The 12,774-nt window shown below is 37.9% G+C and carries 8 protein-coding genes; 5 read left to right on the forward strand and 3 right to left on the reverse strand.

Annotated elements, in window-relative coordinates:
- Positions 1-100: 100 nt before the first annotated feature.
- The 3 genes from QKW49_RS19470 to QKW49_RS19480 all read right to left on the reverse strand — a co-directional run bounded on the left by QKW49_RS19470 (position 101) and on the right by QKW49_RS19480 (position 5,990).
- On the reverse strand, positions 101-1,237 hold the full coding sequence (locus QKW49_RS19470) for an efflux RND transporter periplasmic adaptor subunit (protein WP_282864302.1): 1,137 nt from the start codon (positions 1,235-1,237) through the stop codon (positions 101-103).
- A complete protein-coding gene (locus QKW49_RS19475; RefSeq protein ID WP_282864303.1) occupies positions 1,224-4,544 on the reverse strand; it encodes an efflux RND transporter permease subunit in 3,321 nt (1,106 codons plus the stop codon). The genes QKW49_RS19470 and QKW49_RS19475 overlap by 14 nt, the downstream gene beginning before the upstream one ends.
- A 435-nt stretch (positions 4,545-4,979) precedes the next feature.
- Positions 4,980-5,990, reverse strand: a complete 1,011-nt coding sequence (locus QKW49_RS19480; RefSeq protein WP_282864304.1) for a substrate-binding domain-containing protein — start codon at positions 5,988-5,990, stop codon at positions 4,980-4,982.
- 267 nt (positions 5,991-6,257) lie between these two features.
- On the opposite strand from QKW49_RS19480, the gene QKW49_RS19485 reads away from it, so the two are divergent.
- The 5 genes from QKW49_RS19485 to QKW49_RS19505 all read left to right on the forward strand — a co-directional run bounded on the left by QKW49_RS19485 (position 6,258) and on the right by QKW49_RS19505 (position 12,773).
- Entirely contained in the window at positions 6,258-7,838 is a 1,581-nt protein-coding gene (locus tag QKW49_RS19485; RefSeq protein WP_282864305.1) for a sugar ABC transporter ATP-binding protein, read from the forward strand.
- A complete protein-coding gene (locus tag QKW49_RS19490) occupies positions 7,831-8,814 on the forward strand; it encodes an ABC transporter permease (protein ID WP_282864306.1) in 984 nt (327 codons plus the stop codon). The genes QKW49_RS19485 and QKW49_RS19490 overlap by 8 nt, the downstream gene beginning before the upstream one ends.
- An 89-nt stretch (positions 8,815-8,903) precedes the next feature.
- Positions 8,904-9,935 carry a substrate-binding domain-containing protein gene (locus QKW49_RS19495; RefSeq protein WP_282864307.1) on the forward strand — a complete coding sequence of 344 codons (1,032 nt, stop codon included), beginning with the start codon at positions 8,904-8,906 and terminating at the stop codon, positions 9,933-9,935.
- A gap of 20 nt (positions 9,936-9,955) precedes the next feature.
- A complete protein-coding gene (locus QKW49_RS19500; protein ID WP_282864308.1) occupies positions 9,956-10,624 on the forward strand; it encodes a cyclase family protein in 669 nt (222 codons plus the stop codon).
- 355 nt (positions 10,625-10,979) lie between these two features.
- Positions 10,980-12,773 carry a sensor histidine kinase gene (locus QKW49_RS19505; protein ID WP_282864309.1) on the forward strand — a complete coding sequence of 598 codons (1,794 nt, stop codon included), beginning with the start codon at positions 10,980-10,982 and terminating at the stop codon, positions 12,771-12,773.
- Position 12,774: the final 1 nt, after the last annotated feature.

Genomic DNA, 12,774 nt, shown 5'->3' on the forward strand with positions numbered 1-12,774 from the left:
ACCCCTACAGTTATACATTTGAATTAGTGCTATTTGGGATGTAGATGCAGAGTATTTTTAACTCTAGATTTGGTCATCTATATTAATTTAATACAACTTGTTAATTCACAATGCGAATGGAGGCCCCTTCGGTTATGTATTCCTGACCTTTGATGATTAATTGGTCTCCGGTATTGAGTCCCCTTAGTATTTGAACCATTCCGTCTTGGGTAAAACCTTTTTCCACTGTTATTTTCTTTGGTTTATCGTCTTCTGCAATATATACATAGTTCTTACCGTCATCGGTTAAGATAGATTTTTTAGGAATTAATATCTGGTTTCCGATTTTTTCTACTTCAAAAAATACCTTGGCAAACATCCCCGGCTTTAAAATATTTTTTTTATTACTTAAGCTTAACTCAACAGGGTAAATATTTGAGCCGTTTTCTCCCACAGGGCTGATTCGGGAAATTGTACCTGTATATTCTTCATCTTGTACGCTGACTTTTGCTTTGTCACCGACAGAAATGCTATTGATAAATTCTTCAGATACAGTGGTCTGTACTAAAATCGGGTCTGCTTTTATTATAATAAAATCTGTCCCGCCTGTCATCTCTCCCGGTTCGATATTTCTAGAGGAGACAATACCATCGATAGGGCTTTTGATAATAGTATCATTCAATGAAGATGCAGCACTATAATTATGCGCATCAAGCTCTTTTACTGTCTGCTCATAGTTTGATTTTGCCTGATTTAAAGAAGTTAATGCTGCGTCATACTCGGTTTTGGAGGCAGCACCGGCTTCATAAAGGATTTTTGTGTTATTAAAATTCTCTTGTTGATCGGCTAATGTTGTGGCAGCGTCACTAACAGACTTCTCATACTTGCTCTTAGATAAGTTGAGACTATTTTCCAGGTCCGCACTGTCCAATGTATATAATATATCTCCTTTAGCTACTGTATCACCTACATCAAAGTTTACCGATTTTACTGTGCCTGAGGTATTACCGGATACATTAATCTCTTCGCTTACGGTAAGAGTTCCTACTGTTTGGTATTCTTTTACCGCTTCAGAGGTTTCAATATGAATGACTTCAACGGCAATGCTGCTATCTTCTTTAGCTGTTGGCGGACCGAATTGGCCGGCTGTTGCTGCGCCATCTTTCGAGGGAGCAGCCTGCCCTGAAGGTTTTGCACATCCTGTAAACAGCAGAGAAGTAACCAAGAATAATAAAATCAGATTTTTAAAATGTTTCAATTTTACTCGCTCCCTTCGAATATGTTCTATCAATAAATATAGGTATTTTTCTTTGGATTTTTATTTTTAATCCTTCTACAATAGAATATAGGATTGGGATGAACAATAATGTAAGCACTGTAGAAGCAATTAATCCGAATATCAATGCAAAGCCCATTTGTGCATAATCAGGGTTTTTTAAGGCTAATGGAAGTATCCCGCCAATGGTAGTAATAGAAGTTGCCATAACGGGTAGAAATCTACTTCTCACGCCATCCTTAATTGCTTCGATCATAGGAGATCCGTTCTTTCTTAGATAGTTTATATGGTCTACAAGTACAATTGCATCATTTACCGCAATACCTACAAGGGAGACGATGCCCATGAATGCAAACACCCCAAAATTATTTTTTGTTAGTATTAGACCTCCTATAGCACCTATGATAGCCATCGGCACGGAAAACAGAATTACTAACGGCTGTGATAAAGAATTAAACTGTATTGATAGTATCAGGAATACAAGGAAAATGGCAACCAACATAGCGATAAGCAAACCGGTAAAGCTTTGTCGGATATGTCTCATTTCTCCTTCAAAAGATATACTTGTATCTTCAGGAAGAGCATAATCTTTTAATTTTTCTTGCAATGTTTTTAAGACTTCGGTAGAGTTTATTCCATCCTTAACATTACTTTCAACACTCACAACTTTTTTAAAATCTTCGTGCGTGATTGCGCTGGCACCCTTGGCTTCTTCAAGATAAGCGACCCTGGAAAACTGTATTTTTTGCCCTGTATTAGATGTAAAGTATATATTCTCAAAATCATGAACAGAGTTAATGCTATTGTCATTTGTGTGGAGGATAATATCTATCTCTTCGCCATTTTGCTTTATCGTTGTTGCTTCAATACCTTGTAAAGCATTTCTAATTCCCGCAGTAATGGTGGATGTGCTTACGTTTAATGCATTTGCTCTCTCTTTGTCAACCAGTATTTTAAGCTGAGGGCTGCCATCTTCCAATGAAGTGGCTACATCCGCTGTTCCGTCAATGCCTTTTAGCATGCTTTTTACATCATGAGCCACCTGTCCCAGGGTAGCTGTATCCTCACCGGATATTCGTACATTGATGGGTTTACCGGAGCTTGGTCCCATCGTCTGTTGCTCGACGGTAATACTAGCTCCCGCAATATTGTCGAAGTCTTTCCGCAGTGCGTCGATCATCTCCGTACTGCTTTTTTCTCTTTCTTCTTCAGGGACTAGATCAATAGATACGCGTGCGGTATTACTTCCTCCGGAGGATCTCATACTCCCGGTACTACCCACTTTACTGACCACGTTTTTTATCTCAGGATATTCCAGCACGATTTCTTCTATTTTGGATACAACGGTTCCTGTATCTTCCAACAAGTATCCTGGCGGTGTTTCAATATCGATGGTTAGGCTGGTACTGTCTGAAGAAGGCATTAATTCTATTTTTAAGAAGCCATTGGTAACGGCAAGCACGCTTCCGACAAACAATGAGACTGCCACAATAAGCAATACCAGTCGTTTAAATATGCTTCTTAGAATTCCCCCCAAGATATTTATATAGATTTTGATAAATTTTATTTCCCCCATGGATCTTCCATTTAGAATAAACGCACGTAAAGCCATGAGAGATCCGAAAATCACCGCAGCAATCCATGATAATAATTCTAATTTACCATTATTGGCAAAAGCAAGCAGCGATAATGTGACAACGAAGGCAACAGAGATGATCTTTCGAATCAACGTCAGCAATTTACCGTGATGATTGATTTTAACTTTATGTGTGCTTAAAAACCTTGCACATAGAGCAGGGGTAATACTAAGGGATATAACGAATGACGAGCCGATAGCGAATATGATGGTAATCGGGATTGATTTTAAGAATTGTCCCATCATTCCTTCAATCATAGCCATGGGGAAGAAGGCCGCCATGGTGGTCAGGGTAGCAGAGAATACGGCTGGAGCCACCTGATTGGTCGCATTCTTTGCTGCAGTGTTCACATCGACACCTTCATCCCGCAATCGGTCGATACTTTCCATGATTACAATTGCATTATCTACCAACATTCCTAATGCCAGGATCAATGCAACTAAAGACATGGAGTTTAGTGTGATACCTCCATAAGTCATCAAAATAAAACTGGAAAGGAGGGACATTGGGATTACAAAAGCTACGATGATAGATTCACTGAGTCCAATTAATAAGTACAATACAATGACAACGATTAGCAATCCTGATACGGCATTGGTACTTACATCGGTTAATTTTTGATTTACTTCTACAGCGGTATCACCTGTGATTGCTATAAATACATCATCCGGATATAAAGTCCCTTTTTGATCCTTGATGAATTGTTTAATGGTATTGCTTAAGCTGACGACATCCCCGTCGGAATCTTTCATGACCGATAGCGCAATGGTTGGAGTTGTTTTTTTCTCAGTAGAGACATCCGAATAATACAATTGTGAGTAGGATGTTTGTTCCGAGTATGTATCTTTGACTGTAGCGATATCTCTTAGATAGAGAGGTGTATCATTTATTTTTGTTACGATAATGTTTTCCAAATCATCAATCGTATTGAATTCTCCTACGGTTCGAACATTGACATTGAGACCGTCTAACTCTATGTTGCCGCCGGGAGCATTGAGATTGGCGTTGGATATTGCAGTTGCAATTTCGTTCACAGATAAACTATAGGTGATAAGTTTTAACGGGTCTATATAAACATTGATTTCCCGGTCCAAGCCGCCAACGATTGTAACTTCGTCCACTCCGGATATGCTTTCAATTTCTTCTTGGATGTCCTCTGCCACATTTTTTAGATCTGCAAGATTGTCTTCTCCGCTAATGTTTAATGTAATAATAGGCCTGTCGTTGCTTTCAAAACCTCTTACCATAGGGGTACTTGCATCTTCAGGCAGTTGATTTTCCACCTCTTGTACCAAGCTTTCCATGTCAGAGATTTTGTCATCAATATCTACACCTGTTTCGAATGTAACATGTATGCTAACAGAACCATTGCTTGAGGTTGAACTGATAGAATCTACGTCATCCAGTTCTTTCAGCTTACTTTCGATAGGGTCGGTAATCATACTTTCGATCTCTTGAGGGGCAGCACCGGTATAGGATACCGACACCATTCCTACAGGCATCACGACTTCCGGCATTTCTTCTCTTGGTAAAGAAAGATAGCATTGCGTTCCAAATAATATGGCGGCTAGGATAATTAAATAAACAATGCGGTATCTTTCAATAAAAAAGATAGCTATTTTTCCTAGAATGTTTTTCTGATCTTTCTCCAAAACACATTTCCTCCTTTTAAATAGTTTTGATATCATGGAAAGTTTGATTTGTTATTGATTCTTAATAGCTTTATAAGATATAAAAGCCACTAATAGAATGATAAAGGATAGTGATAAAGTATTTAAAAATAAATTATTAAGTTTTTCTTAATAAAAAGTGAAAAAAATATTATGCTATTTATAAATCATGTATGAATAGAATTTAGTGTTCTATGTAGGGAACGGCCCCTGTGCCGTTCCGACGTAAATGTTTAATTCACTTTAGATAGGCTCTAGTAAGCACAAAAAAGCAGCACTTTGCAGCGTCTATAACATTTGTGCTGAAAGTGCTACCCTTCTATATGATTACTTCTTACCGGATACTAACTTATTGGATTATAATCTATGTGGAATTATATAAACTCTATACTGCCCGCGAATAAGATCTTAAATAACTCACTCTTTGGGAAATACAGTTTCTTGAAGTATAGACTCGGTGTCTTTAATATTCTCATAGGTAACCAGCAGAGTGGGAATTTCTATCGTTTTTTCAGGGTTTTTTCCATTGAGTATATCAACAGCAGCATCAAGTGCCTTTTCACCCATGAGCACAGGCTGCTGCACTGACGTAGCGATTAATTCTCCGGCTTTTATCTTTTCAATTGTCTCAGGAGTTGCGTCAAATCCCACAATGGCAAATTGATCTTGCTTATTTAAGTTTTGCACAGCTTTTAAAGCTCCTAATGTGGGTTCATCAGCTTGTATAAACATCCCGCGAGCAGTAGGATTTTCTGCTACTAAGTCCATAAAAAATGCTTCGCCTTCTGCCACGTTATATTTTTCAAACTGTTTTATTGCAGCAATCTGTATATTGGCAGCATCCATTGCTTCCTTAAATCCTCCTGTACGCTCTTTGCCGTTATTCCTTGCCAGGCTAAGTGTTTGTTCAACCACCGGAAACGTATCCCATCCTTTTTTCTTTAAGTAATTGGCAAGATATTCTCCGGTCTCCTTAGCACCTTTCCTATTGGAGGAAATAACGAAGGCGGCATAGTTTCCCGAATCTGTTCCTATATCACATATAACTACAGGAATTTTTGCTTTTTCTGCTTCATCTAAAACAGCAGGGCATGTAGAACTGTCTGTGGGGGATATGATGATAGCGTCTACCTGCTTAGTGATGGCATCCCGGGTATTTTCAAGCTGTATTGCAGCATTATCTTTAGAATTATATATTTGTATATCGGTCTGAATTCCTAACTTTTCTGCTTCGCGTTTTATACCATTGGATACGAATCGCCAAAATGATATTTCCATAGATGGTGCGATATAAGCAACTTTTATAGATGAATCAGCATTTTCCGGTAAGATTGACCATGAGCCAGCAAGTTGCTTTGCTTTACTGCATCCGGATAAAGTCGTAATCATTAATATGGATATCATCGTAAGACTTAATATTTTTTTCATTTCTATAAAGCCCCCCTCCTATTAAAGAATAGCACAAAAATTTTAGAGTACTTAAAAATTTTACTAACCATCAAAAGATAATCTATTCATTTTATAATAGCATATTATTAAAATAAAAGTATACAAAAAAGTAGTGTTACTGCTATGGGAAATTGACAATTTTACTATTGATAACTAGAAAGTTGTATTAACGAAGGAGTGATCACGATATCCAACTACTAATTTTTGATGTGATGTGATGAAAACTAACTTAGGAGGTGAATTGAAGTGGAAAAGAATAAGCCATTATTGAAAACCTCAGGCATATCAAAGAGATTCGGGGTAGTACAGGCACTGAGTAATGTAGAATTTGAGCTTTTCAATGGTGAAGTTCATGCTCTAATGGGTGAAAACGGTGCCGGTAAATCTACTTTAGCTAAAATAATATCAGGTGTAGAAACGCCGGACGACGGATGTATTGAGTTTGAAGGAGAAAAAGTTAGTTTTTCTGATCCTGGGCAAGCTATAAATAGTGGAATCTCAATGGTAATGCAAGAATTTAACCTTTTCCCGGACTTATCAGTATATGAGAATGTCTTTATGGGACACAAAGATATATTCAAAAGCGGTTTTATTATTAAAAAACAGGAACTTATAAAAAGGACTTATGACTTACTTAAGTTATTTAATATGGAAAATCAAATAAATCCCGTGAATAAAGTTGTGAATTTATCTGTGGCAGAGCAGCAGATTATAGAAATATTGAGATCAGTATCATATGATTCAAAGGTTATTATACTTGATGAACCTACAGCTGCTTTATCAAGTAATGAAACCGAAAGATTATTTAGTCTGATACGAAAACTTAAAGCACAAGGTGTGGCTTTTATCATTGTATCACACAGATTCAACGAAATATTTGAAATCTCCGACAGGATTACGGTATTACGTGATGGCAGCCTTATTGTTAAAGGCGAGCAAATGAAAAACATGACGGAGAAAAAACTCATCAATGCGATGGTGGGAAGAGAAATAAAAGAATTCTATGGGGAGAAAAAAGAAAAACCTGAAGGCGTGGTTGCAAAAAAAGCAATCAAGGTAGATGGAATTTGTGATGCCACCGGGTATTTGAAAGGTATATCCTTTGAGGCGTATGAGGGTGAAATCTTAGGAATAGCAGGTCTTGTAGGGGCAGGTAGAACAGAGCTTGTGCGTTGTATTTTTGGAGCGGATAAACGTTCAAAAGGGAAGATATATATCGATGGCAACGAGTATAAAGGGACATCGCCAACAGATGCTGTAAAGGCAAGGATGGCAATGGTTCCGGAAAATAGAAAAACCGACGGACTGATACTCGAAATGCAGATACTTCTTAACTCCCTTATTACAAAGTCGGGTATTTCAAGTTCAAGCAGAATAAGACATAAAAATGAGCGCCAGGACTGCTTGGATATGATTGATAAGCTGAGGATTAAAACTGCTCACTATAGAAATCCTGTAAGCAGTCTTAGCGGGGGGAACCAGCAAAAGGTAGTATTATCAAAGTGGCTGCTGGCAAACCCAAAGATATTAATCCTTGATGAGCCGACACGAGGCATAGACATTGGCGCTAAAGCGGAAATATATAATATCATACATGAAGTGGCAGCCCAAGGTATGTGTATTATTCTTGTTTCTTCTGAGCTTCCTGAAATAATAGGCATGTGTGACAGAATTCTCATCTTAAAAGATGGGGCACTGGCAGCAGAGATCGATCAGAAAGATGCAACAGAAGAATTAATCATTGAATATGCGTCATTTGGGGGTCAAGAAAGAAGTCAGTCTGAGTCAAATCTTTCGGATATTTTGGAGGAATCATTACATGGATAATAATAATTCTAGTTTGAAAAAGAACTTGTCTTCCGATTTGAAATGGATAGTCAAAGATTATCGTACGGAGATAGGAGTAAGTTTTAGTTTGTTAGTGTTTTTTATAATCATGGTTTTTGCCTCACCATATTTTCTTACTTCGAAAAATATGATAAATGTCATTTCGCAAGTTGCGGTAATAGGCATTCTAGCGATTGGTCAGACATTTGTAATTTTAACAGGAGGTATTGATCTGTCGGTAGGAAGTATGATGGGCTTGTCTTCTATGATCACAGCCATGTCTATGGTGAGATTCGGGATATTGCCCGGTATTCTCGCAGGGATAGCAGTCGGCGTATTTATGGGTGCTGTCAATGGAACCTTAGTTGGATATGTAAAGCTCGCGCCCTTTATTGTTACGTTAGGTATGCTGTCAATTGCAAAGAGTATTACATATTTGATATCTAACGGGCGCTCAGTTACATCTTTACCCGAACCTTTTGCAGTTTTGACAAATGGAAATTTTCTTGGACTTATTCCATATTACATGTTGCTCGTTTTAGTTCTTTACATCGTTTCCGATTGGGTGCTTAAAAATACTAAGACTGGAAGATATACTTACGCTATAGGAAGTAATGAAGATGCCACACGGCTAAGCGGCATTAGTGCAAACCTTCATAAAGCGGTTCCTTATATTATATCTGGTTTGATGGCATCACTAGGTGCGGTTGTGCAAGCATCAAGATTAATGGCTGTTGACCCAAACTATGGTTCAGGGTTTGAACTGGATACCATAGCCGCTGTTGTCATTGGCGGAGCCGTTCTTGACGGCGGAAAAGGTACCCTTGTTGGTACTGCAATAGGTGTTTTCTTTATGGGATTCTTACGTAACGGATTGGATTTAATAGGAGTTTCTCCGTATTGGCAAGGCTTCGCAGTAGGTTCAGTCATTATCTTAGCTCTTGTTATTCAGAAAGTCTCAAATCGTATTAAATAATTCTGAATATTCAGGATTATTTAATGAGGAAATTTTAAATACCAATGTAAGATTTCCTCTAAAATAAAAGCATAATAGGAGGGTTCGAAATGAAAAAAATGAAAGCAGTAATGTCCATCGTTTTAGCTGTCCTGATGACAGCGACAATTATTAGCGGATGTTCATCACAGTCCCAAAACACAAGTGATCAATCAAGTTCACAACCGGCGGCACAGTCAAGTGCGAAGCCGGCTGATAAGAAGCCTGTAGTAGCCTATATTACAGCAGCAACTGACGATCCGTTCTGGAACAATCTTGCGACCGGTATTAAGCAAAATGCAAGCAAATATGGTGTAGATGTATTGGAATATGACTCACGGTTGGACGCAGCAACTCAGCTCAAGAACGCTCAAAATGCAATTACCAAGAATGTAGATGTTATTATAATATCTCCAACCGACAGTGCTTCTTGTGCATCGGTTTTAGAAGAAGCGAAAAAAGCAAACGTACCTGTTGTCATAGCTGACATTGGTACCGATAAAGGGGAATATGCTTCATTCGTAATATCATCAAACAAAAAAGGTTCAAGAGAAGTTGGAGACTATTTGGCTGAATACTTTAAGAAAAACAATATAAGCGGAGGCCCGGTAGCTCAGATTACTATCTCCCTTACAAGAATCAATGGACAAAACCGTCTTAATGGTTTCAAAGAAGCGATGGAATCTGCCGGTATAGAACTTGGTGACTTGAGACAAAGTGAAAAATATACAAGGGCAGAGTCAGAAGGATTCGCTCAGAATTTGATGACTGCAGCACCTGACTTAAAGGCTATTTTCTGTCACTATAACGAGGGTACCCTTGGGGTTGTGAAGGCGGTTGAAAATGCAAAGAAAGAAAAGGATGTAGCGGTGGTTGGATTTGACGGTTCCCCTGAAATGGTTGAAGCACTCAAGGCAGGTAAGGTGTTGGCAACAGCTATGCAGCAGCCTGTTTTAATGGGACGTTATGCAATGGATGCTGCTAACGATATTATCAATGGAAAAACTCCGGAAAAAGAAATAGAGGTTCCAACACTATTGGTTACGAAAGATAATGTAAATGAAATGGCGGATAAACTAGCAGACACAGTATTCCCTAAATAATAAAAAAGGAGAATTTGCACATGTTTCCTAAGGTTAAAAAGGTTTTGGACTTATCTCACAGCATATATCATGCTTGTCCCGGATGGCCGACACATTTTGTAACAAGGGTAAATTACGAGGCCATTCACGCGTTAAACGGGTATAATGCAGAGATATTTGAAATGAACTCGCATACTGGTACACATTTGGATGCGCCATATCATTTTTTCCCTGATGGAAAGACTGTTGATGAAATACCTGTTGAAAAATATCAAGGTCAGGCAGTGGTGGTAGATTTGAGAGGGATAGCAGCAAATTCACCTATACTGCCGGAACATATTCTTGCATATAGTGATAAAATCCAAAAAGACGATATCATAATACTATATACAGGTTGGGGAAAAAAACGGGGATTTAATGAGGAATATCTGTTTAAATGGCCGTATGTTTCAAAAGAGGCAGCTGAGTGGCTTGTGCAAAAAGAGATCAAAGGGCTTTGCACCGATGGGATGAGTATCGGCGGATGGGATGAAGGGACTGGAAGACCTCCGCATGAAGTACTTCTTAATGCAGATGTATTTCTATTAGAGGAAGTTAACGTTCCGGAGGAAATAATGGAGGAAGAAAGATGGTTTTTGACTGCATTTCCGCTAAAGGGAAAAGGATTCAGCGGGGCTCCCGTTCGGGCTGTTGCCTTTGCATTTGAATAATAGCAACGAATTTTAAAAGAGATGTTAAGACAGAGGTACTACATTCAAAGCTATTCTTTTGGATGTAGTACCTTTATTTTAACTTGCTTCCGTTATCATACTATATATAATGCATTAAAGTTTCTATATTAGCAAACGGTTTTGGGATGGTGTATGTATCCTTCAGAGACGCGCCCAAACTCACTTCGTTCAAACAGTGGACGGTCTCTTACGGAAACACCACCCCAAACCTACCGTTACTGCAATTTCTTTATGCGTTATATATAAATACGTAATGATAATTTTTCCTTTACGCAGGCCGGGAAAAAATTTATAATTTAAAGTATATAGAAAAATAGCATCGGAGGAAGTGAATTTGGATCCTGTAATCATTAATTTCAAGAAATGGTGTGCGGATTTATCCATTGCAAGGAAACTGATGTTAGCGAATATGATTATTGTGATTATTCCTATTATACTGGCCATTATAGCGAATAGGGTGTCATCCAATGTCATTGTAGATAAAACCATTAACAATTCTTATCAAAGCCTGGATATCATCATAGAGAGCATGGACGGGCTTTTAAATGATGTAGAAGGCACTGCGAATGTAGCGATAAAGGATGAGAGAATACTAGAGGCATTAAAGCAAGATGCCGGGAACAAAGCTGCAGATCCTGTTGATTACTCTTTTATCGGACAAACCATTCTCAATAAAATCATTGAGACAAAGACCATTATTAATTCGATGGAAATATATACAAAAGACGCAAAGATGATAGGGGCAGGGTATATTGACGCACATAGATTTGAAAGTGTAAAAGGGATAAAGCAAGAGCTTATAAATCAAGCGATCAACAATCATGGAATGGCTTTATGGCTTGACAATACATTGCTTACCGAACCATTATATAGTCCTTATGATCAAAGTATAACCATGCTCAAAACGATATTGGATCCCATGACGCAAGATATATTGGGAGTATTAAAAATTAATATAAGCGGGAATATCTTTTCAAAAGTATATTCCAGATTAAACTATGGTTCGGCAGGCAGTTTTGTTATTATTAATAGTCAGGGTGATATCGTATCTTATGACAAAGAGCTGGGACATTATAAAGATACAATACATCAAAATTATACCGAGTGGCTGACCAAAAGAGGAAGAGAAGGTAAGATATATAAGATCGGAAACGAAAGTCTATTGGTAAACTTAAGCAGGATTAACCGGTTAGATTGGACAATCATAGGTATAGTACCTCTTGATGCTTTGATGGAAGACAGTAAAAAGATTGCTAATACCATTTATTTTGCAAGCTTTATTTGTATTTTATTTGAGATACTTTTTTCTATAATCGTTTCAAAAACTTTATCAAAACCCATTGTTCAATTATCTAAATCCATGGATGGTGCTGCACAAGGAGACCTGAACGTAAGGGCGAAAATTTCAGGCAATGATGAAGTGGGAAAGCTTGCTCAAACTTTTAATAAAATGGTTTTGCGGATTTCCCAGTTGATGGATCAGGCTTATGCTGATCAGAAGAAAAAAAGAGAACTTGAACTTTTATCTTTGCAGTCTCAAATAAATCCTCATTTTTTATATAATACGCTGGAGAGTGTCTGCTCTTTGGTTCAGCTGGATAGAACCGATGATGTGTTCGATATGGCCAAATCGCTGGGAATGTTCTACAGGATCGCGTTAAGCAGTGGAAATACAGTGATAAATATAGATGATGAAATTAAAAATGTACATGATTATCTGACAATTCAAAAGATAAGGTACTGTGATAAATTGGATTATAAAATATGCGTGGGAGATGAGATATTGCCGCAAAAGATCCTAAAGCTTACCATACAGCCTCTTGTTGAAAATGCCATATATCACGGACTCAAAAATATCAAAGGTAAAGGGTCCATATGGATTATAGGTAAAAAGAAAGATGATAGGATCAAACTTTCTGTAATCGATAATGGTATAGGGCTAACACAAAGCCAGTTGTCAGATTTAATCATTAAGGTAAATACTGAATCTGACAACAAGAGTTTTGGGTTAAGAAGTGTAAATGAAAGGATAAAGTTATATTTTGGAAATGAGTATGGTATAGCGATCGACAGCATATATGGAAAATGGACAAAGGTGGATGTGATCTTGCCGTACAGGAGGATGTGAT

The sequence above is a fragment of the Petroclostridium sp. X23 genome (genome assembly GCF_030013905.1).
In the GTDB taxonomy this organism is placed as follows: domain Bacteria; phylum Bacillota; class Clostridia; order SK-Y3; family SK-Y3; genus X23.

Excerpts from the sequence above, each read along its gene's own strand:
- QKW49_RS19480 (WP_282864304.1), bottom strand. The coding sequence starts at position 5,990 with ATGAAAAAAATATTAAGTCTTACGATGATATCCATATTAATGATTACG.
- QKW49_RS19490 (WP_282864306.1), top strand. The coding sequence starts at position 7,831 with ATGGATAATAATAATTCTAGTTTGAAAAAGAACTTGTCTTCCGATTTG.
- QKW49_RS19495 (WP_282864307.1), top strand. The coding sequence starts at position 8,904 with ATGAAAAAAATGAAAGCAGTAATGTCCATCGTTTTAGCTGTCCTGATG.
- QKW49_RS19500 (WP_282864308.1), top strand. The coding sequence starts at position 9,956 with ATGTTTCCTAAGGTTAAAAAGGTTTTGGACTTATCTCACAGCATATAT.